Source organism: Arsenicibacter sp. R0_47, assembly GCF_057652235.1.
This window is the reverse complement of sequence record NZ_JBYFCJ010000018.1, coordinates 87,833-110,372: the sequence shown is the minus strand read 5'-3', so window position 1 is coordinate 110,372 and position 22,540 is coordinate 87,833. Positions and strand designations below refer to the sequence as shown.

The window sequence follows — 22,540 nt, the reverse complement described above, 5'->3', positions numbered from 1 at the left end:
CCTACTTTTGCTCCGCCGTCCTAAATAATGTACGTTAAAGTGCCAAAATTGGTTGTTTAAACGTTAGATAAATGTGATGAAAATCACATAATGCTACTGATAGAAGACAGTCTTTTCCATACACATGCTCAAGTCATTCGACATTTATAGTCAGAATAATATTTTAAAGATCATCGTGGCTATCAACCTTATGCTGGTAGGCACGGCTTCTCTGTTTTATACCAACCGGATCATCGAACGGCTGGAGGTACGGGAACAGCAGTATGTGAATCTGTATGCTAAAGCCATCGAGAGTGCGCTGACATCGGATCAGAATGAAGACATCAACTTTGTTGTTCAGGAAATCCTGTCCATCAACAAAAACAGTACGATTCCGGTCATTTACATCAACGAGCGCAACGAACCGGCCGAATCGGCAAATATTGAGTTTTCCGGTGATACGACCCTGGCCGGTAAGCGGGAATTTCTGCGCAAGGAGGTGCAGGAGCTGAAACAGGAACACCAGCCAATCGTGGTTGACTTCCGGAACGGCAACTTCGGACTGATTTACTACGGCTACTCAACCCTGCTGCAACAGCTCCGGTATCTGCCCTATGTACAGCTGATTGTGCTGACAGTACTGGGCTTTCTGGCTTATCTGGCGTTTAGTTCGTCCCGCCGGGCAGAGCAAAACCGCGTTTGGGTCGGCCTGGCAAAGGAAACTGCCCACCAGCTGGGGACTCCCCTGTCATCACTGCTTGCCTGGGTAGAGTATATGCGGTCGATGCCCGAACAATACGAACAGGAAGTTACCGACGAAATCGAAAAGGATGTCCACCGGCTGGAAACGATTACCGCCCGTTTCTCCAGCATCGGGTCTATTCCGACGCTGAAAACGGAAAATCTGACCGAGGTAGTCCAGAATTTTACCAGTTACCTTTCACGCCGGATTTCCACAAAAGTGAAAATGAGCGTTGAGAATAATCTGCCTAAAGCGCAGCAGAATGTTCAGATTAACCGCCTTTTGTTTGAGTGGGTTATTGAGAACGTCTGCAAGAATGCCGTGGACGCGATGGCGGGTGTCGGGGAGCTGCGGCTGAATATTCTGGCATTGCCTCAGAACGAGGTGGCCATTGACATTACCGATACCGGCAAAGGAATACCCAAAGCCAGTTTACAGAAAGTGTTCTCTCCGGGTTTCAGCACCAAAAAGCGCGGCTGGGGACTTGGCCTGACACTGGCCAAACGGATTGTGGAAGAATACCATAACGGCAAGCTCTTTGTCAAACATTCAGAAGTCGGCAAAGGCACTACTTTCCGGATTACGCTCAGGCAGCAAACACCGTAAACGGGCATAAAAAAAGGAAACCGGTGTGGTTTCCTTTTTCCTGTTATCGGAGCAGAAGCGGCACATGGACCGTATCCGTTTCAATGATTGTACTTTCCTGAAGCTTACGATCCCGTATTTTAATCGTAAACTTTACCGGTGTAATTACCGAGCTGTTAGAGTAGGTAAAGTTCTGGCGGAAATCGAGCGTTCCTTCAATCGGGCCCCGCTGTCCTTCTTTGGTCAGACGCGGGAAAAACAGCTTGGCATTTACGGCCAGCGGCAGTTCCTCATAGGCATTGCTGGTCGCGTTGAGGCGGTACGCTGTAATTTTATAATTACCCCACGTCTCTTTGGCAAAAACCGTTTTCAGCCGCGTTGAGTCAGCCCTGCCCACATCTTCTCCTAAATCGCCGCTTCCATCCTGAAAGCCAATGGTAATGATCACCGAATCACGCTTAGGTGTACGCCGGTCTTCGCTGGCCGGCAAGGTAATTTTATCGATTGCCTTGTAGCTAATGGCTGGTACATCACTAAAATTGGGTTCATTCCAGCAAGCTGTCAGCATAATGGTTAAACTTGCCAGCAGGAAACCACATTGAATTAGTTGTCGTTGCATAATGTTGTAATCGTAACGAACTCCAAATTACTCAATTTTTTCGTTTGCAAACGCTAATAAATTTACCGCCCGATCTTGCCCGGCAGCGCCAAACACTGCGGGAACGCGTTTTATCGCTCACACCTGCCACCTTTACGGAGACAGCACTGGCGGTTTTCCGGTATCAGGCGGTTTATAACCCGGTCTATAAAACCTATCTGTCGCTGCTTGGAACGAATCCGGAACAAGTTACCGCTTCCGGTCAGATTCCCTTCATGCCCATCGGCTTTTTTAAGCAGCATACCGTCCTGAGTTTAGACGGGGCTGCGTTGCCGGAGATAACAACGACATTTGCCAGCAGCGGGACGACGGGCACGCAGACAAGCCGTCATATTGTGCCCGACACCGCTCTGTACGCCGGTGTCAGCCGGCGCATTTTTGAACAACAGTATGGCCCGCTTACCAACTTCCACATCCTTGCCTTACTGCCGTCATACCTTGAACGAAATAACTCGTCGTTAGTGTATATGGTTCAGCAGTTTATTGAGGATTCCGGGTCCGCTCAGTCAGGTTTTTATCTGAACGACCGTACCGCCCTGACAAGTCATCTCCGGATGTTGCTGCAGGACGATAGCCGGACCATTCTGCTGATCGGCGTTACCTTCGGCCTGCTCGACTGGATCGACGAAGCAGACGACCTGCGGTTTATCGGCGACAGCGGCCGCGTGATCGTAATGGAAACGGGCGGAATGAAAGGGCGCCGGAAAGAATTACTGCGGGAGGAGGTACACGCAATTCTGACGGAAAAACTGGCCCTGCCGGCGATCCACTCCGAATACGGCATGACCGAGCTGCTGTCGCAGGCTTATTCGCCGGGCGATGGGCTTTTCTATCCGGGTGTTACGATGCGGATTTTGCTGCGCGACATCAACGATCCGTTCTGCATCTACCCGGATGGCTATACACGGACGGGCGGCATCAATGTCATTGATCTGGCTAATCTGGATTCCTGTTCGTTTATTGAAACCCAGGATTTAGGTCAGTTCGGCCCGGACGGGACGTTCCGTGTCATTGGCCGGTTCGATAACTCGGATATCCGTGGCTGTAACCTGATGGCCAGCCTGTAAAACAAAAAGGCAGCAGTCGTGCCGACTACTGCCTTCCGTAAAGCCAACTGAACTGGCTTAGGCGTATAATTTTACATCATCGAGCGAAATGCGGTCGCCGCACATGATGACCAGACGTTCAACAACGTTACGCAACTCCCGCACGTTACCGGTCCACGGCAGTGATTGCAGGTATTGCATGGCGGCCGGTTCGATTTCCTTCACCGGCGAGCCATATTCACCCGCAACGTCATTCAGGAATTTATCGGCCAGCAGCGGTACGTCTTCACGGCGTTCGGCCAGCGGCGGCACATGAATCACGATAACGCTTAACCGGTGGAAAAGGTCTTCCCGGAAATTGCCTTCCGCAATTTCACGGCGCAGGTCTTTGTTGGTCGCCGCTATCACCCGGACATTAACCCGGATTTCCTTATCGCCGCCGACACGGGTAATCTTGCTTTCCTGCAGGGCCCGCAGTACCTTGGCCTGGGCCGACAGGCTCATATCGCCGATCTCGTCGAGGAACAGGGTTCCACCGTCGGCCTGCTCAAATTTACCGATCCGTTTGCTCATGGCTCCCGTAAAGGCACCTTTTTCATGACCAAACAATTCACTTTCGATTAGTTCGCTCGGAATCGCCGCACAGTTTACCTCAACCAGCGGCATGGTTGCACGCGTACCTTTTTCGTGAATCTGCTTGGCTACCATCTCCTTACCGGAACCGTTCGGGCCGGTAATAAGTACCCGGGCTTCGGTCGCCGCCACGCGGTTAATGGTTTCCTTTACCTTTTGAATCGGTAGTGACTCCCCAATGATTTCATTGAGTTTGTAGATCTTACGACGCAGGGTTTTGGTTTCCTGAACCATTTTAGTCCGCTCGATAGCGTTGCGCACCGTGATCAGCAAACGGTTCAGATCAGGCGGCTTGGTAATGAAGTCAAAGGCGCCGCGTTTGGTCGCTTCAACAGCGTTTTCAACATTGCCAAATGCCGAAATCATCACAAATTGAGTTTGCTTCCCGGCCTCCCCAGCTTTTAGCAACACCTCCAAGCCGTCCATTTTGGGCATCTTAATGTCACACAGCGCAACATCATATGTGCCCCTCAAAATCATGTCTAAGCCCTCCTCACCGTCCTTCGCTTCTTCTACATCGTACCCTTCGTACTCGAGAATGTCGCGTAGTGCAGCCCGGATGCTTTTTTCGTCATCAACAATGATGAGTTTGGCCATAATAGCGGTATAAATCGGTCAAATGAACAAGTTCGGAAAATTCTGTCCGAAAATAAACGGTTCAAAAATAGAACCCAATTATTTCCTTGATTTTAGCAAATATATATACGGTCTACCGGCTATTTATACCTTTTAGTAGATATTGTTAACAAGCAAAAACAGCCACAAATAATGATACTATTTTATCAATTTCATATTATCAATTAATCAACTCGCTAATTTTCTAAAAAACAATCAATTGAACAGTATAATACGTCAAAAAGACACTTATTAACTATAAATAAGAAAATTTTTTTTTATCTTATTCCATTACCGTCTTTTTAGTCTTTCTAACTCTTTTAGTTCATGAAACATGTGTTCTACTACCAACCGGACAGACGTCTGCTTCTTGTCTTTTGTTTTTGCCTGCTCAGTTTTTTAGGGGTGGCTCAGGACCGGAAAATTTCTGGCAAGATTATTTCAGCAGTTGACCAGAAACCACTCCCCGGTGTAAACGTAGTCATCAAAGGCACCCAGACGGGTAGCAGTACCAATGCCGATGGTGAATTCTCCGTAGGTATTCCGGCAAGCCGCGACCTTAAAACAACGGTGCTTGTTTTCAGCGCTATCGGCTACCAGTCGCAGGAAGTAACGATCGGAAATCAGACACAGATTACGCTGGCCCTAACCGAAACGTCGCAAAACCTGAACGAGGTAGTGGTCACCGCCCTCGGTATCAAGAAGGAAGCGAAACGGCTTGGGTATGCCACGGCCAACGTCAGCTCCGAGCAGATTTCGACCAACCGGACCGTTAACTTCATGAACGCCCTGCAAGGTAAGGTCGCGGGCGTAAACATTTCCGGTCTGGGCACGGGCGCGGCCGGTACCAGCAAAATCCGGATTCGCGGCCAGTCGTCGTTTTCCGGCCAGAACAACCCGCTGATCGTGGTTAACGGTGTACCGATTGATAACACCAACTTCGGCCAGAACAACGGGAATGCGGGCAGCGATAACTCGATCAGCAGCCGCGACCGGAACTACTCCGACGGCGGTGACGGGCTTTCATCGATCAACCCGGATGATATTGAGGGAATGACAATCCTGAAAGGCGGTACGGCCGCAGCGCTTTATGGCTCACGGGCTAAGGACGGGGTTATCATGATCACGACTAAAACCAAAGGCAGCGGTCAGGGTATCGGCGTAGTCTATAATACAAACTTCACAACCGATCAGCCGCTTGACTTCACGGATTATCAGTACGAATATGGTCAGGGCGAATATGGTGTCCGCCCGACAGCCCCCAACCCGACCTCGGGTGTGTGGAGTTTCGGCGAGAAATTCAATGGCCAGACACAGGTTTTGTTCGGTGGCGTAACCGTGCCTTATGCGCCGGTCTATAACCGCATCCGCAAATTCTACCGCACCGGCTCTACCTGGACAAACTCAATCTCAATGTCGTCGGGCAGCGACCGCGGCGGCTTCAACCTATCGGTAGCCAACACGGATAACAAAGGCATTACGCCGAATAACTCGTTCAACCGCAAAACCATCAACCTTGGTTTCAGCTACAACCTGTCGAGCAAACTGAATATCACGGGAACGATCAACTACTCCAACGAGTACAACCGTAACCCGCCGCAGATCGCCCAGCAGGATAACAGTATCCCGACGGTTATTTATACCCTGGCCAACTCAATGCCGCTCGACGTGCTGGAGGCCAACCAGATCAACCCGGCTACCGGCAACGAGTTTATTTACTCGCGTTTCCAGAACCGGACCAACCCGTATTTCGTCCTCAACAACAAGTTCGAAAACATCCGCCGCGACCGTCTGTTCGGCAACCTGGCGGCCCGTTACAACTTCACCGACTGGCTATATGCGCAGGTTCGGGTGGGGCAGGATTTCTGGTCACGCGATCAGGATTATAACTTCCCGACCGGCCAGGCCTCACTGGCTGCCGCACCGGCCGGTTTCGTTAACGGGGCATATGTGCAGGAAGCCCGCCGGTTCCGCGAGATCAACAGCGATTTCCTGATCGGCGCCAACCGCAAATTCGGTAAACTGGGTATCGACATCACAGCCGGGGGTAACCAGCTGTATCGCCGGAGCGATGTCAATAGTGTGCTGGCAACCGACTTCATCGTACGGGGGCTGTATGTTCCGCAAAACGGCCGCGTGAAAGACCCTACCTATGGCCTCAGCGAACGCCGCGTAAACTCACTGTATGCCGCTGCTGAATTTTCGTACAATGATTTCCTGTACCTGAACGTAACAGGCCGTAACGACTGGTTCTCGACCCTTGCTGCTGCCAACCGGAGCATTCTGTACCCATCAGTTACGGGTAGCTTCGTGTTCTCACAGGCGTTCAGCAACATGCCTTCATGGCTGAATTTCGGTAAAATCCGGGCGGCTTATGCCGAAGTAGGTAGTGACGGCGACGTAGCTCCTTACTCAAACAACCTGTTCTACGGTGTTAATGCCAACCTCTTCCCGAACCCCGCCGGACAAGGACAGCCGGTAGGCTTTATTACCTCGAACACGGTACCAAGTGCAACCCTGAAACCAAGCCGGACGGCCGAAACCGAGGTGGGTCTGGAACTGAAACTGTTTAATAACCGTGTCGGCGTTGACGTAGCGGTTTACAACAAAATCACCAGCGATCAGATCGTAGCGGCTCAGTCGTCGGATGCATCAGGCTATACCAACACCCTGATCAACAGCGGCCAAAGCCGTAACCGTGGGATTGAATTACTGGTAAACCTGGCGCCGGTGCGGAGCAAAGATTTCTCCTGGGACATTACCCTGAACGGATCGTATAACCAGACGAAACTCCTGCGTTTGCTGACGGACGATGACGGTACGCCTGAGAAAGACTACAACAAAGACAAACAAGCCGAACAGATTGTGGTTGGTAACGGTGTTTTCGTCGGTGACCTGCGCCATGTGGTAGGGCAACCGCTTGCCCAGCTTTATACATTCGGCTATGCCCGTGACGCACAGGGCCGGATCATCCACGGTGGTGACGGCTTACCGCTCCGGACCTCGGCACCGATCTCGTTTGGCTCTGCCCTGCCGAAATACGTAGGCGGGATTACCAACTCGTTTACCTATAAAGGCATTAACCTGTCGTTCCTGATCGACTTTAAACTGGGCGGCAAAATGATGTCGGGTACCAACCTGAACCTGTTCCGCCACGGTTTGCAGAAAGAAACGCTGGTTGGCCGGGGCGATGCTGACAACAAAATGGTGGGCGTTGGTGTGAACGAAAAAGGTGAACCAAACAGCGTACGTGCGTTTGTGCAGGACTACTACTCGGTTGGCCGGTCGCGGAGCCTGGGCGAGCAGGTGATTTATGATGCCGGTTTCTGGAAACTGCGTCAGGTATCACTGGGCTACGACTTCACTAAATACCTGCCGAAGAGCCTGTTTATCAAAGGTATTCGTTTCAGCGCGGTGGCCAACAACGTAGCTATGCTGAAAAAATGGGTACCAAACATCGATCCGGAGCAGTTCGGCTTTAGCTCGGATAACCTCGTAGGCCTTGAGGCTACAGGTCTGCCAACCACGCGCAGCATTGGTTTCAACCTGAACGTACGTTTCTAAACCCATTCACATCAGGCATTTAATCCGAAATCACGATGAAAAAGATACTCTTTTATATACCGCTTTTTGCACTTTTATTCATTACCAGTAGCTGTGAGAAGGGCTTTGATCAACTCAATATCAACCCAACGGCAGCAACGGCCCTCAATCCGGTGTTTACGTTTAATAACGCCATGATTAACACCTCGTTTCCGGCTTCGTCGCTGGTATTCGAGCATCCGATTGTGCAGTTTATGTACTCGCCGAACTCCGGCGTACTGGCAGGCGGCAACTTCAACGTGGACAACCGCGGGGCGGCCGGTCCGAACGCGGCCCTCTGGCAACGCTACTACCGCGACGTAATCCGGTATCTGGTCGATGTGATTAACCAGACCAAAACCGATGCGAACCGGACAAACCTGTATAACATGGCCCGTATCTGGAAAGCTTACGCGTTTATGGTGCTGACCGATTCGTACGGCGACATTCCGTACAAAGATGCCGGTCTGGGCTACATCAGCGGTAACGTGACCCCGAAATACGACACGCAGCAGAGCATTTACGATGACATTATCAAGGAACTGACCGATGCCACAGCCGCCCTCGACGCCAACAAAGCCACGGAGGCCGGTGAGATTATGTTTGGCGGCAACATTCCGCGCTGGAAGCGGTTTGGTTACTCAACCCTGCTACGGGCCGGTATGCGCCTGACCAAAATAAACCCGACACTGGCGCAGGCAACAGTTCAGAAAGCGATTGCCGGTGGCGTTATGACGTCGAATGCAGACAATGCGGCTGTTCGTAACAACGCCAACTACCAGAATCCGGTCGGCGTAACACTGAACTCAACCGAAGCGGCGAACTTCTATCTGACGGCTTATTTTGTGAACTTGCTGAAGTCAACCGCCGATCCGCGTCTGAGCTCGATTGCAGTCCGGTACGTAGGTGCAAAGAGTGGCTCCGAACACACTGCCGCCCGGATGAACCGCGACCCGGCGATACAGATCGGGATGCCGCTCGGTTTCGATAACGGCACCGTTCCGGCACAGGCTACCAAAGATGGACTAGCCAGTTTCTACGATTACTCGCAGCTTGACCGTACGCGGCTGGCAAAACTCGATGCCCCGACATTCCTGGTGACGTATGCTCAGACACAGTTATTGCTGGCAGAAGCGGTTGTGCGCGGCTGGACAACGGGCAGCGCGGCGGATTTTTATGCGGCGGGTGTAACGGCCCACATGCAGCAGCTGGGCGATGTTGATGCAAACTCAGCCGTTCCGGCGGCATCAATCACGGCGTATTTACAGAAGAATCCTTACGTAGCGGCAAACGCGCTGGAGCAGATCAATACGCAGTACTGGATGGCGTCGTTCCTGAACGGTCCGGAAGCCTTTGCTAATTTCCGCCGGAGCGGGTTCCCGAAACTGACACCGAATCCGTATCCGGGTAAGGAAATTAAAGGAAGTTTCATTAACAGGTTGACGTACCCTGACTTAGAGTTGTCAGTAAACAAGGCCAACCTGACCGAAGCAACGACACGCCAGGGCGCCGACAACCTCGATACCCGCGTCTGGTGGGATAAGCAATAAGGATTGATTGAGTGATTGAGTGATTGAATGACGAATGTTTGAATAAGCGGGTATGGTATTCAATCATTCGTCACTCAATCACTCGTCATTTATTAAAACAGATGATCCCAGATGACGTCGTAGACATCGACGGCTTCCAGTTCGGGCTTGCCTGTCGGCTGGTCCGTAATCAGGACCGGATAGTATTCCTTCGGCGGATTGACGGCCCCGTGTGAGCCTTTGATCAGCGTGGCATCCAGCGGAATAACGTCCATCAGGTACCGGAATCCGAGCAGTTTCCGAGCTAATTTATACCCTGCCCGCAGCTTAATCAGCGGATTGGCAGGATCCATAAACATCTCTACCGGATCATAGCCCGGCTTACGGTGAATATCAACCAGCCGCGCATAATCAGGTGCTTTGGCATCATCCAGCCAGTAATAATACGTAAACCAGCTGTCGGTCTCCGCCACCGCGACCAGGTCGCCCGACCGCTCATGGTCGAGGTGATGCGCTTTTTTCCCTTCTTCATCCAGCACATAGGCAATACCCGGCGTTTTTTCGAGCATGGCTTTTACCTGTGCTTTCGTTGCGTCGTCCTGCACATACACGTGCGCAATCTGGTGATCAGGTGTTGCGAAGGCTTTGCAGGTCCCCGCATCCAGCAGTTCCAGCCCCTGCTCTTCCCGAACCGAAATCAGACCCGCCTCCCGCAGCAGACGGTTGATATGCACGGGCCGGTTAACGTTGTTGATACCGTACTCCGACAAGAGAATCACGCGGGCGTTTTTGCGCTTATAGAACGTCACCAGTTCCTGTACCAGCCGGTCAATTTCGCCCAGTTCTTTACTGATTTTCGTAAAATCAACGCCGAACTTCTGCAGGCAGTAATCCAGATGCGGCAGGTAAATCAGGGTCAGCGTCGGGTTGTTAAGATCATCGACATACATCGACGCATCGGCAATCCACTTCGACGACTTGATGTTGGCGTTCGGCCCCCAGAAGCTGAAGAGCGGAAATGTCCCCAGCTTTTCCTGAAGCACATGGCGGAGTTGCATCGGGTAGGCATAACAGTCCGGCATTTTCACGCCATCGGCATGGTACTGCGGACGGGGCGTTACCGACCAGTCGGCGGTTGAGTACATGTTATACCACCAGAACATCTTGGAACACGTAAACGACGGATCTTTCCGGCGGGCGGCTTCCCAGATTTTTTCGGCATGTACCAGCTTATTCGACTGCTTCCAGAATTTCACTTCGGCGTCCTCGCGGTCATACCAGCCGTTACCGACAATACCGTGTTCGGCCGGCCATTTACCGGTCAGGTAACAGCTTTGCGACGTGGTCGTGACCGCCGGCAATACCGGTTTAATCAGCGTCAGATTCCGGTCGGCAACGTATTTTTTCAGGAAGGGCGTATGCTCACCGATGACGCTGCTGCTCAACCCGACAATATCAATAACAACGGTCTTTTTCATTTCTTTAGCGGAATACGCTGAGTAAAACCTGCCTCTGCGTGGCAAACTATTGATGCAGCGCCATGACCCATGCCATTTCGCGGCTGATGGACTCATTCAGGGGCAACTGCATGGATTCGGGCAACACACCCCATGTATAGGTTTCCAGCTCAAGCTGATCCGTAAATGGCCGTTCCTGGTTCAGCGCCAGTACCTCACGGATGGCAGACTGGGTTGATTCAAGCAGTCCGTAGGTATCAACAAACAGCGGCACGTGGAAATGCACCCGCCATTCCTGATGCGTAGCGGCATCGAATGCCTCCAGAGCTTCCGGCAGATCGGCAAAGCGTTTGAGGGAGCCGTCGGCCAGCCGGGCCACCACCTGATGCAGGTATGTTGGCTCATCGAAGCCGGCAATGGCAGCCAGTTTCTCATCGGCCTGCGACGAGAAATCGACTTTCAGCGCTGAACTGACCTGAATTTTACCCACGCGGATGCCGCGTGCCTGCAACTGATCTAATACCGATACCGGATTTTCATAGCCCACCGCAAAGTGGCAGACATCGTAACAGAGCTGGATATGGTCGCGAATAGCGGTTGCCGCCTCGTCGGCCGACAAGCCCAGTTTTTCGCCCAGATAGGTAATCCCGATGGGCAGCAGCCATGTCTGATACCAGTCCAGAAATTCAGGACCGCTTTCCAGAATACCGTCGGGTTCGGGTTCAATATCAAGGTGAAGCAACTTGCCCGTTTGCCGGCGCAGCGCTATCAGTTCTTCTACGACCCGCAACATCTGACGGGTACCGGTTTCGGTTGCTCCGGCGAGTTCGTCGGGGGTTTTCCACCAATAGCGGTATGAAATCGGCGAGGTAGAAATACCGCCATCGGTTAAGGTATCGGGCAGGAGCTGTGCCAGTATCCGGAACATCCGGATGGTATAATCGGCCCGGTCATTGGTTGTCCAGTCGGGTGTATGGACCTGGTCTTTCACCCGTGTGTTATGAAAGCCTCCGTATGGAAAGCCGTTCATGGTGAAGACATACAGCCCGTTATCGTCGAGCCACTGCCGGAATGTTGCCACCAGCGCCGTATCCTGCAGGTCCTGGCTTGCCTGATTGGCCAGCCGCAGGCCTACACCCATCGGCTTATCCGGACTCACCCGCCCCTTTACCGACGGCAGACTTTCCTGTAAAATGGCGAAATGACTGGTCCAGTCCTCTCCCGGATGAATATTTGTGCAATAACCGATGTGCATAATTATTGAGTGATTGAGTAGTTGAGTGAATGAGCGATTTGGAGTTTAAAAATTCACTCAATCGCTCATTCACCCAATCACTCAATCATTAATGACTAATGATTGCAGGTTTTCGAGGTAATCGACGGAGGCCTTGACGTGGCTGAGGTCCATTTCGTGGACTTCGAGGCCCTTGCCCAGTGCCTCGAGCAGGGTAATGGTCAGGCGGCCGCCGAGGTGTTCGCGGAATTCGCGTAAGCCGTTGATCAGGTTGATCTTATCATTTTCGGCGAGGGCCGGATGGAACAACTCAAAGCCAAGTTGCTGAAAAACCCGCACGACCCGCTGCACGTCTTCTTCGGTCAGGTACCCTTGCCGGTGTGAATAAACCGTATCGAGCACAATGCCGATGGCCACCGCTTCGCCGTGGCGCAGACTGAAATTGGTCAGGTATTCAAGTTTATGAGCAGCCCAGTGACCGAAATCGAGCGGACGGGCCGAGCCCATTTCAAACGGATCGCCGCCGGCAATGTGTTTCAGGTGCAAATCGGCGCAGCGGATAATCAGTTCCTGCATCGGTGCCTCTTCGCGGCCGGCAAGTGCTTCGGCATTGGCTTCAATCCACTCAAAAAATGCTGCGTCTTTGATCAGCGCGACTTTAAGCGCCTCAGAAATGCCCGAACGCCAGTCACGGTCTTCAAGCGTGCGCAGGAACGTCAGGTCGTTGAACACCGCAACCGGCGGGACAAACGTGCCCAGGAAGTTCTTTTTGCCGTGAAAGTTCACGCTGTTTTTTACCCCGACACCGGAGTCGTTCTGCGACAGTACGGTTGTCGGAATCCGGATGTGTTTGACGCCGCGGTGCGCAATGGCAGCCGCATAGCCCGCCATGTCCAGAAAGGCCCCGCCACCGATGGCGGCCAGGTACGAGTGCCGGTCAATCCCGAATGCATCGACTGCATCCAGAATTTGGGTTACCAGTTCCGGCTGGTTTTTCACCTGCTCGCCGCCCGGCATCACAATTGGTGCTGCCGCCAAAGTCACGCCCGGAACAGACGCAAAATAACGCGTAATAGCAGCCACCAGATCAGGGTGATGGTCAGCGACACCGGCATCAATCAGAAACAGAATCTTTTTCTGAAACTGCGGATCGCCCGTGGTTTGCAGAAAATTCCGGAAGGTAGCGTTATCCTCAGCGAACAGGTGTTCGGTAAACGCCACCGGATATGAAAATGAGACCTTAAAGGCTTGATGAAGAACTGTCATATCACAGGTAACACGGAATACTTTCCGTGCATGGTATTAAATTAGATTATTACACGGAATGGGATGACCTGGTCACCTTCCGTGATACAGGTCAGGTAACGGCAAACGCTTTAGCCAGCACAATGGATACCGGTAACAGCGCCAGTACCCCCAACGCCAGCATCCAGTTGCCGGAAACACTCACCCACGCCGCATCCATCACAATAAGCGACAACACCCCTGCTTTTACCGCTTTTCCGATATTCGGGCCGATTGGTTGCCGGATGGCAACCGACAGCGGTTTCATAATCAGGAACAGGTGTACCACAACAAACGCAGCAGTGAGGTAGATGTTGCCCGTCTGAGCGGCTACCACTACCTGTGAAACACTAACGAGGGCATAAAGTATCCCTGCCCAATACAATGTTTTTTGCTTGCCGCCATGTACCTCATCCCGGCTGATCATGGTAATGGCCGCTATGTAGATTACCGGCACCAGCCCGATCCATTTCGCCGCGCTGTAGCCGCTGACAATCAGCGTCATTCCTAACTGCAGATTAACACCCCGGCAAAGACCCATGTTGATGGGGCCGATCACCGGATGATGTTTCCCGTACCGGTCATATACCACCGCAAGGAGTGCAATCAGCACGGCGAGCAACCCGCTGATCTCACGGAACAAGGCCGCAATCACAATGCCGGCCAGCAACAGGCCAACACCCAGTATCGCAGCACCTTGTTTTGAGGCGCGGCCACTCGGTATAGGGCGCTCCGGCCGTTCAACGGCGTCCAGTTCAGCGTCGAACACGTCGTTCATCACCACGCCCCCGCCATACAGACAAACCGTTGACAGGATGAGATGAACCAACCCGTGCAGGTCTGTAATCGGTGTATTTGTCAAAACGCTCCCCAGCGCAGCCCCAGCCAGCACATCGGCAACAGCCGTCACCAGATTGGCCGGCCGCATCAGTTGCAGATAGGCTCTCACTTAGCGAATGACAATTGAATTCTTATCGACCCGTGGCTGCTGCCCGCCCCGAAGTACGGTGTTGCCGTTGAACTTCAGGCTCTGGTCAACCGTCTGTGGGTTTTCGAAATCGGCTACATTGATCTGCCCGCTCTGCGCAAAGGCATCAATGGCGTTCTGGTAGGTCACCAGCCGGATGGCTTCGTCGGAAATGCCCTTGATTTTCATCAGGGCGGCAGTTTTCGGAATCGCCAGCGGATCACTGATGCCCCAGTCGGCAGCCGAGTTGACCATAATCCGTTCGGGACCGTATTGCTGCACGATATCTACCATCCGCTCGTTGCCCATTTTGGTAAATGGATAAATGGTAAAGGCCGCCCAGAATCCCTGATCCAGCACGGATTTCACGGTTTCTTCATTGTTATGATCGACAATGACCATACCGGGGTCGAGACCATGCTCCAGGGCAATAGCCATACTCCGTTCTGTGCCTTGTTTTTTATTGCGGTGAGGCGTGTGAATCTGTACCGGCAGATTCGCTTCTTTCGCCAGTTCGAGTTGCAGCCGGTAATATTTATCTTCGGCATCGGTCTGGTCGTCAAACCCGATTTCGCCGATTCCGACCACGCCTTCCTTATAAATAAACAGCGGCAGTATCTCCATCACCTCTGCGGCCAGCGCTTCGTTGTTGGCTTCGCGGGAGTTCAGACCAATCGTGCAATAATGCTTGATACCGAACTGCGACGACCGGAAGCGTTCCCAGCCGATCAGGCTGTTGTAATAATCCTTGAACGTAGCCAGTCCGGTACGCGGCTGACCCAGCCAAAAGGCGGGTTCGATCAGGGCCACCACACCGGCATCGGCCATTGCCTGATAGTCGTCGGTGGTCCGCGAGGTCATGTGGACGTGCGGATCGAAAAATTTCATACCCTTCACGTAGTCCATGAAATTAACCTGATCAGGAATATTGGGGGCCACTTCCGGCAGACTATCTGCCAGGTGGGACGGGTTAAGTTGAGATTCTGCTGAATTCATGAGTATACTTCCAGATTCTGCCAGGTTAGTGAGCCATCCATAACCGCCTGCTGCAACGATGGATGCTGTGTTAACAATTGACGGGCCGGTTCGTAATTGGTTTCAGAACAGACCAATGCAGCAGCCTGCTGATTCAAAACATCCGGCGAGCGGAATAAAGTTTGTATATCCTCAAAAATTACATCGTCGACAAAACTACTCACCAAACGCCAGGCCTGGGCCGGTAACTGCCGGCCGGCTGCCCACCGCTCGTGGGCCAGATCCGACAGATTATGGGCCAGTTCATCGTTAGCCCGTGGCATTAAGCCGTCAATCAGGTGCATCGGTTTATCGTTGAAAATACATTTGAGGATCAGCTGATTCCAGGCTGGCTGCGCGAAATGCTGCTTCGGATACGGGTTGAAGAACGCAATGGCTTCGAAGACCGGCCCCATGTTCGACCGCACGGCTTCGGTAGCGCGGTAGAGCCAGTGATCCGGGTACGACAGGACGGGCAGGGCAGTGTACAGCGCCACCAGCTCCTGTAGCTCAGCCGTTCCGAACAGGTTTTCGATGGCTTGTATGTAGGCAGGCTGATCGCTGTCCGGCAAACCGGCCAGCAGATAGACCCGTGCCAGCCGGTCGGCGGTCCAGGTGTCCGGTTGCCAGCCAGGTACGGCCCCGGCAAGTTGGGTCAGTGCCGCACCGGCAACCGGCCGGCGGGTCACAAAACGGGGAGCAGCCACGAACGCAATCAGGGTAGCCTGTTGCCCCTGTGCGCTTTTTGTAGCCAGCCAGGCCTGTTCCTTTTCGGTCAGTACCTGTTCCACTGCCCGTTGCAGTGCATCAATAGGTTTCATAGGTCTGCGTCAACTAGATCATTCAAAAAAGAAGCAGCCACCTTCGGGGCCCTCTTTCTGCTTTATTCTACAAATTTGCCGGAATAATCATTACCATAAAAACCGGATACAAATGACTTTTGTCAGCATGCCGGGCTATATACGGTGAAATCAGCGGTTTAGTTGGCCGGTACCGGTGTATTAACGACCTTATGCAACGCCGTCCACGATTGTTCCAGCAGCTCTTCAATGTATTTCCAGTCGGTTTCGGTAATGTCCTTACCCCGATAGTCGCGGTACATCATCGCCCGGACGCGCAGCTGGGCATGCTCCCGGAACCGGTCAGCCGGTATTCCGAAAATAGCAGCGGCTTCGTCTTTCAGCACATTTTCCCAGTCGTCGGGCCGGAAACCGTTTTTCTCACGGCGGATCATCCACCACTTCAATTCCAGTGAAGCCACTTTACCGGCCGGAAAAGGAGTTTCGGACAAGTCGCTGATTCCTTCGTAAAACCTCTGAATATAGGGCAGGGCTTTGGCGTAATCCTGCTGATTTTTACCGTCTTTAAACACAAATGCCGCCTTTCCGGCGCGGTACCCCAACTGCCACGAACGCCAGTAGGGCGCCCGGTACTGCGAGCGGATAAGATCAGTCAGCTGACCGATCAACCGCAGCGGCCGGCGCTCATAATAAGACCGCCACATACCTGCCTCCAGTTGCCCGACCTGTTTCGGTTCAAAATTGCGGATATCAGACCGTACAGGGATGTAGATATCCGCCAGTATCCAGACAAACAAAAAAAGAACAAACCCTCCGGCGATCCGGATGGCCCATCCCTTTACGGTATCGGGTTTCTTCAATAACGAGGTCGACATGCGTACAAAAACGGTTTAGTAGCTTCTTATTAAAATGCGTATGGTTCTGCCGGATTACTCAATTTGTTGATAACTTAGAGGTTATTTTCAAGTACGCTGTTCATGTACAAGTATTTACCACAACTTCGTTTACCAGCTTCTCAACGTGTAGGCGGTGTCCTTTTAGTCTTGCTGACCATCGCCGGCTGTAAACAAAACCAGGATACACCTGACCCTGTTTTGCCGGCAGGTGAAGCCATTACCGGAATACCGGCTGACGTGGCGGCCAAATGGGGCGACATGACCCTGCGGCTGGCCAGAAACACACCCGGCAATACGCCGACGTTTGCCTCCCGGTCGTTTGGCTACATGGGCCTGACCATGTACGAAACCGGCGTTTATGGTATTCCGGATCATCAGTCGCTGGCTGGTCAGGTCGCGGGTATTTCAACGCTGCCGCTGCCCGAAAGCGGCAAAACCTACGACTGGGCCCTGAGCATCAATGCCGGTCAGGCGTTCATGCTGAGCCAGCTTTATGAGAATACGGCCGACAAAAATAAGCAAGCGATTGATTCGTTGAGCATGGCGATCAAAGCAAGCCGTACAACGGCTGCCGATGTAGCCGACCGCTCGGAGAAATTCGGACTGGCGGTGGCGCAGGCGATTTATGATTTTTCGAAAACAGACGGCGGCCATCAGGGCTATAAAGATACCTTTCCGCTTGACTATGTGTTGCCTACTGCTCCCGGCAACTGGATTCCGCCTACCGACGGTCAGGTGGCGATCCGCCGGGCCTTGCATCCTTATTGGGGAAATAACCGCCGGTTTGTGGCCGCCAACGGCAACCTGCCCGTCCCGAAGCCGGAGACCTATACCAAAGACCCTGCGTCGAATTACTACAAACTGTACAAGGCGGTTTACGACAAGAATATTTCGCTGACGCAGGAAGAAAAAGAAATCGCCGCCTGGTGGGGCGACGATCCGAGCCAGACGTTTACACCGCCGGGCCACTCCTATAATCTGGCAACAATCGCGATCCGTACCAAAAAAGCCACGCTCGCTCAGGCCGTTGAAACCTATGCCCGAACCGGCATGGCGATTGCCGATGCCTTTATGAACTGCTGGAAGTGCAAATACACCTACCACAACGAGCGGCCGTCGACGTTTGTCCGTGCCAATGTCAACGCTGCCTGGACACCGTTCTGGCCGGAGCCGCCGTTCCCGGCTTTTCCGTCGGGCCACTCTACGCAGGGGGCTGCCGCCGCAACGGTGCTGACCGATCTGTACGGGGCTAACGTGTCGTTTGTCGATAACTCCCACGTTGGCCGCGCCCGCGACGAACTGCGCAATGTTGACTACAAAGCACGCTCATTCACCTCGTTCTGGCAAACCGCCGAAGAATCGGCGTGGTCGCGTTTTCTGGGCGGCATTCACACCCAGCAGGACAATGATACCGGCCTCGCCGAAGGCAAAAAAATCGGCGAGAACGTAAATAAGCTGGGGTGGAAAAAATAGTTTTTTAGTTGCTGATGGTTGCTGGATTATTCTGATTGTTAACAGATTGTTGTTAAATAACGGGTGTTTACAGAAAGATCACACGTAAATTCAATAAATAACAACTATCAGTAACTCAGAACAAACAGTAACCACCAGCAACTCAGAACTATCAGCAACTCAAAATTTTCCGCGATTCAATCCGCTCTTTCACTCTTTATCAACGTTCTTCGCCCACGGCCCCGCACCACCGCAGCGGGCCTGCATTTTCCGGCGGAAAGCATCGCGCTCTTCCGGGGTCATTTTTTCGAAGCGTTCAGCCATTTTTTGTTTCCATTGCGCCTTGAACGGATGACCGTGACGGTGACCGCCCCAGCCCGGCCGGCCGAAGCCCCCGAACAGAATGCGGGATAATACGAGTATACCAAGAGCCTGCCCGAAGGTAATGGCACTTACACCCAGCACGGCCGGCAGAATGCCATTCCAGAGGTTCATCACAATGAAGCCGAACAAAGCGGCAATACCAATCCCGAATGCGAGGAAACCTATTCCCCGACGAATCCAAAAACGTTTCATTTTCTTTGTTTTTTGTTGTTTTACTGGTTTAGTCAAGCAGGTCTTCATAGTAGGCCCGTAAACGTTCGCGCAGGGCACGTACCGCATAATGCTTGCGTGACAGCAGCGTATTCTGCGGTATGCCGAGTTCTTCCGAAATCTGCCGGAACGATTGCCCCTCAATTTCGTGACGCACAAAGACTTCGCGTTGTTCGTCGGGCAACTCATCAAGCGCTTCGGCGATGGCATCCATCAGCGACTCACGCAGCAACTCACCGTCGTCGCCCGTATCATCGGCAATGGCCAGCCATTGGCCCAGGACCGGCGCTTCATCGTCGTCATCGGCGGCCGATACCGGCGCATCCAGCGACTGCATTTTTGGCTTCCGGTACCAGTCGTTGATTTTGTTGCGGGCCACGGCAAACAGCCAGGAAGCGACGCGTTCAACGGGCTTTGTCAGCTGATAGGCCAGGGTCAGTTCGTAAAACACATCCTGCAATAGGTCCTCGGCATCGTCGGGGTCGGGTAGCCGCCGCCGGATAAAGTCGAGCAGCCGGGGACGCTCGCGCCGTACGGTTTCGCGAAGGTCTGGTTGCCCGCTTTCGTCAGCAGCGTTACGTACTTGATTTACCGACATATCCATGCTGTGATCAGCGCTTAATACGATCTGCTTGTTTAGTAAGGTAGTCGGGGAAAGACGGGAAATATTTTAGGCGAGGCTTAGGAATGGCTCAATGGCAGGATAAACGGCAATAAATCAGGATAAACAAAAGTCGCCGGGTTAAGAAAACACCGGCGACCCTGTCTGCACCTATTCACTCTGAAAACGTAATCACACAGCGTTCGCCGGCGAACCGGCTCAGGTTTTCATCAACCGCCAGGCTTGATTTTTCATTATCAAACGCATCGCGGTAACCGGCTTTCAGTTCCCGCCGCTTGATGGCTTCCAGAAACCGGCGCGCATCGTCGCGGGATTCCAGTTCCAGCGGTGGTACTTCGGTTGGCCGGTCATCGTCGCCCTTGGCGACCATCGTGAAATACGACGTATTGGTATGTTTGACCACGCCCGTCCGCACGTTTTCGGCAATAACCCGGATACCAACCACCAGCGATGTCCGGCCCACATAATTGACCGAAGCCAGAAGCGACACCAGATCACCGACCTCTACCGGCATCAGAAAGTTTACTTCATCAACGGACACCGTCACACAGTATGTACCGGCATGTTTGGCCGAGCACGCATAGGCGACTTTATCCATGAGCGAGAGCAAAATGCCCCCGTGAATCTTACCGCCAAAATTGGCATAGGCCGGAATCATCAACTCAGTAATGGTTGTCCGGGAAAACGCTACGGAACGAGGCTGCATAGGCTTCTATATGAATGAATGCAGCAAGATAAAGGATATTGAGTGAATGAGTGATTTGCGATTGAGCGAATTTGCTGTATTCACCGTGGCGACTCGATTCGAAGTTGTGCTACCACAGTAAACACAGCAACTCAGTAACAATCAGCAACCAGCAGTACCAACGTATTAAAACGAAAAGCCCATCCGGAAGTAGATGCGGTTGTAATGGCGGTATTCGACCTGCGAGAGCGTGTAGGTACCGTCAACAGGGGTTCGCTGGCTGGCACGCTGGTGCTTGTAGCCCGCGCTGATGACAAAACCGGTATTGTTTCCGGTATTGATCCGGAGACCGGCACCCGGCGAAACCAGCCAGCCACCGCTGAGGTCCCGGCCATGCGGGTTAATGCCCCGGAATGCATACCCCGACTCCAGATTGACGAACGGGCTTACACGCTGGTTCTTCTTCGGCAGCCTGCCCTCCAGACTGGCCGCTACCGGAAACAACTGCGTCTGGCTATACCAGTCAATACCCGCCGAAAGACCCGTCCGTAACCACGAGCGGACGGCATAATTGGTTGTCCCATAAATAGACAGGCTGTAGCGGTTACCGGCCGGCCGCACGGGGTAATAGGGATAATACCAGCCTCCGTTGTTCGTATTCACATCGGGACGCACCTGACCGGCCTGCACGCCAACCTGTATGGTGGTTTGCCAGCGCGGCGCGTCAGTAGTCTGGGCCACAGCAAGCGATCCTGATGCCAGCAAGGCAATAGATAAACAGATAAGTCGGCGCATGATTAATAGGCGGGTTGAACGGCAATTTTACTCAGTTGGCGCAGATTCGTCGGATTTGTGTAGTCGTACTGATACAGGCCGTCTTTACCGATCAGCATCAGCGTGCTCCGCAGCGGGATAACATCGTAGGCATTCATGTCGCTGAAGGCCTGCACCTGCGTCAGGTTCGTGGCATCGGTCATTTTCAGGACCTTCAATCCTTTCGGGCCTTCGCACACAAACAGGTTCGGAAAGTCGACGCCCAGCCCGTAGGGCCCGTCCATCGGATAAGACTTCGCCAGCGTCGGCATCGACGGGTTTGAAATATCAACTACATCCAGTACGTTCTGCGCGCCGCCGCAGAAGCCACCACCCCGCAGCGTTACATAGGCATAATTACCCTGCACCACCACCGGATCGCATGACCGGATATGACGGTAAAGCGACAGTTGCTTCGGATCACCCGGTGTCGAGGCATCGTAAATATGCATACCATCCTGGGCACCAATAAACAGCTTGTCCTGATACGGGAAAATCGTTTCAATACCCCACCCCAGATTGATCGTCTTGCCTTTCACCGGTTTTGACAGCGTCGAAATATCAAAGAGCTGCATGACCGATGAGTTTACGACATACAGCTGGTTATTCATGATCGCGAACCGTGCCATAGAACCGCCCTGACCTCCCGTTGCCGTGTTGGTTGTTCCGTTACCGCTTTTCACTGCACTATAATTTGCCAGATCAGACTGTAAATAGGCGCGACCAAACCAGTACAAGGCAATCGGATATGGAATAAACCCATAATTCCCTTCACAGTCCGTATCAAAAGTCTCAGTCGTAATTTCCTCCTTGTAGTCATTGATGGTTCGGGTCTGGTTGTCATACGACCAGCTGGTGCGACCCACTAGTCCGCCGGTAAACCCGCTTTCTACGCGGCCGGCTTCCTTGATTGCTGCCGGATTGCTGATATCCAGCGCCACCACGTCGATGTAGCTATCGGCATATAGGGTGTTATCGGCCACGGCCAGATCCACATTCCCCGGAATCGGCAGGAAAGAGATAAATTTCGGGCTCGACGGATTCGCGTTATCAATGACGTGAATCCCCTTTTTCACCTCAACGATGAACAGGTAATTGTCTTTGGCATAAATCTTACCGGGTTCAATCAGTTGCTGCGGTGCTGTTGACGTAACCGGTTTCCGCAACTCCTCAAGGGTTACCTTCACCGGAATCTGTTTGCGATAGGTGCGCACTTGCCGGCAGTTGTCGGTACAACCGGTCATCATAAGTGCTAACCCGCTCATCAGTACGAGTAGTTGTTTAAATTTCATACAGTTAGGAAGAATTTATAGTATGTAACCAAGAGTCATTTTCTATGACTCAGGTTGGAAA

19 protein-coding genes are annotated in these 22,540 nt (G+C 52.7%); 5 read left to right on the top strand and 14 right to left on the bottom strand.

Features of this window, described 5'->3' with window-relative positions:
* Positions 1 to 124 precede the first annotated feature (124 nt).
* Positions 125 to 1,327, top strand: coding sequence for a sensor histidine kinase (locus AC23NW_RS24330; RefSeq protein WP_487452726.1), 1,203 nt, complete (start codon positions 125 to 127; stop codon positions 1,325 to 1,327).
* A gap of 43 nt (positions 1,328 to 1,370) precedes the next feature.
* Here AC23NW_RS24330 and AC23NW_RS24325 read toward each other — a convergent pair whose 3' ends face one another.
* Positions 1,371 to 1,925, bottom strand: coding sequence for a hypothetical protein (locus tag AC23NW_RS24325; RefSeq protein ID WP_487452725.1), 555 nt, complete (start codon positions 1,923 to 1,925; stop codon positions 1,371 to 1,373).
* A 44-nt stretch (positions 1,926 to 1,969) separates the two neighbouring features.
* Here AC23NW_RS24325 and AC23NW_RS24320 point away from each other — a divergent pair, with 44 nt between their 5' ends.
* Positions 1,970 to 3,031 (top strand): acyl transferase, encoded by a 1,062-nt coding sequence (locus AC23NW_RS24320; RefSeq protein ID WP_487452723.1) that lies wholly within the window; start codon positions 1,970 to 1,972, stop codon positions 3,029 to 3,031.
* Positions 3,032 to 3,088: 57 nt separating this feature from the next.
* Here the strand turns inward: AC23NW_RS24320 and AC23NW_RS24315 are convergent, their stop codons facing one another.
* Positions 3,089 to 4,240, bottom strand: a complete 1,152-nt coding sequence (locus tag AC23NW_RS24315; protein ID WP_487452721.1) for a sigma-54-dependent transcriptional regulator — start codon at positions 4,238 to 4,240, stop codon at positions 3,089 to 3,091.
* Between the two features lie 345 nt (positions 4,241 to 4,585).
* Here AC23NW_RS24315 and AC23NW_RS24310 point away from each other — a divergent pair, with 345 nt between their 5' ends.
* Both AC23NW_RS24310 and AC23NW_RS24305 read left to right on the top strand, forming a co-directional pair.
* A complete protein-coding gene (locus tag AC23NW_RS24310; protein WP_487452720.1) occupies positions 4,586 to 7,822 on the top strand; it encodes a SusC/RagA family TonB-linked outer membrane protein in 3,237 nt (1,078 codons plus the stop codon).
* 35 nt (positions 7,823 to 7,857) lie between these two features.
* Entirely contained in the window at positions 7,858 to 9,390 is a 1,533-nt protein-coding gene (locus AC23NW_RS24305; protein ID WP_487452719.1) for a SusD/RagB family nutrient-binding outer membrane lipoprotein, read from the top strand.
* Between the two features lie 92 nt (positions 9,391 to 9,482).
* On the opposite strand, the gene AC23NW_RS24300 is transcribed toward AC23NW_RS24305, so the two are convergent.
* From AC23NW_RS24300 to AC23NW_RS24270, 7 genes are all read right to left on the bottom strand, one after another.
* On the bottom strand, positions 9,483 to 10,847 hold the full coding sequence (locus AC23NW_RS24300) for an alkaline phosphatase family protein (RefSeq protein ID WP_487452717.1): 1,365 nt from the start codon (positions 10,845 to 10,847) through the stop codon (positions 9,483 to 9,485).
* A gap of 46 nt (positions 10,848 to 10,893) precedes the next feature.
* A complete protein-coding gene (gene eboE / locus AC23NW_RS24295; protein WP_487452715.1) occupies positions 10,894 to 12,081 on the bottom strand; it encodes a metabolite traffic protein EboE in 1,188 nt (395 codons plus the stop codon).
* Between the two features lie 81 nt (positions 12,082 to 12,162).
* Positions 12,163 to 13,326 carry a 3-dehydroquinate synthase gene (locus AC23NW_RS24290; protein ID WP_487452713.1) on the bottom strand — a complete coding sequence of 388 codons (1,164 nt, stop codon included), beginning with the start codon at positions 13,324 to 13,326 and terminating at the stop codon, positions 12,163 to 12,165.
* 91 nt (positions 13,327 to 13,417) lie between these two features.
* Positions 13,418 to 14,293, bottom strand: coding sequence for a UbiA-like protein EboC (gene eboC / locus AC23NW_RS24285; protein ID WP_293837490.1), 876 nt, complete (start codon positions 14,291 to 14,293; stop codon positions 13,418 to 13,420).
* Entirely contained in the window at positions 14,294 to 15,217 is a 924-nt protein-coding gene (locus AC23NW_RS24280) for a TatD family hydrolase (RefSeq protein ID WP_487452767.1), read from the bottom strand.
* Positions 15,218 to 15,303: 86 nt separating this feature from the next.
* On the bottom strand, positions 15,304 to 16,146 hold the full coding sequence (locus tag AC23NW_RS24275) for an EboA domain-containing protein (RefSeq protein WP_487452711.1): 843 nt from the start codon (positions 16,144 to 16,146) through the stop codon (positions 15,304 to 15,306).
* A gap of 158 nt (positions 16,147 to 16,304) precedes the next feature.
* Positions 16,305 to 17,000: a hypothetical protein gene (locus AC23NW_RS24270; protein ID WP_487452710.1), complete on the bottom strand. Its 696-nt coding sequence runs from the start codon at positions 16,998 to 17,000 to the stop codon at positions 16,305 to 16,307.
* Between the two features lie 102 nt (positions 17,001 to 17,102).
* On the opposite strand from AC23NW_RS24270, the gene AC23NW_RS24265 reads away from it, so the two are divergent.
* Positions 17,103 to 18,494, top strand: coding sequence for a vanadium-dependent haloperoxidase (locus AC23NW_RS24265; protein WP_487452708.1), 1,392 nt, complete (start codon positions 17,103 to 17,105; stop codon positions 18,492 to 18,494).
* A 189-nt stretch (positions 18,495 to 18,683) separates the two neighbouring features.
* On the opposite strand, the gene AC23NW_RS24260 is transcribed toward AC23NW_RS24265, so the two are convergent.
* The 5 genes from AC23NW_RS24260 to AC23NW_RS24240 all read right to left on the bottom strand — a co-directional run bounded on the left by AC23NW_RS24260 (position 18,684) and on the right by AC23NW_RS24240 (position 22,479).
* Entirely contained in the window at positions 18,684 to 19,049 is a 366-nt protein-coding gene (locus AC23NW_RS24260; protein ID WP_487452706.1) for a YidH family protein, read from the bottom strand.
* 28 nt (positions 19,050 to 19,077) lie between these two features.
* A complete protein-coding gene (locus AC23NW_RS24255; protein ID WP_487452704.1) occupies positions 19,078 to 19,665 on the bottom strand; it encodes an RNA polymerase sigma factor in 588 nt (195 codons plus the stop codon).
* 178 nt (positions 19,666 to 19,843) lie between these two features.
* The gene (locus AC23NW_RS24250; protein ID WP_487452703.1) at positions 19,844 to 20,395 is read right to left on the bottom strand and encodes an acyl-CoA thioesterase; all 552 of its coding nucleotides are present in this window, start codon (positions 20,393 to 20,395) and stop codon (positions 19,844 to 19,846) included.
* 165 nt (positions 20,396 to 20,560) lie between these two features.
* Complete coding sequence (locus AC23NW_RS24245; RefSeq protein ID WP_487452701.1) at positions 20,561 to 21,169, bottom strand: hypothetical protein; 609 nt, start codon at positions 21,167 to 21,169, stop codon at positions 20,561 to 20,563.
* A 2-nt stretch (positions 21,170 to 21,171) separates the two neighbouring features.
* The gene (locus AC23NW_RS24240) at positions 21,172 to 22,479 is read right to left on the bottom strand and encodes an LVIVD repeat-containing protein (RefSeq protein ID WP_487452699.1); all 1,308 of its coding nucleotides are present in this window, start codon (positions 22,477 to 22,479) and stop codon (positions 21,172 to 21,174) included.
* Positions 22,480 to 22,540: the final 61 nt, after the last annotated feature.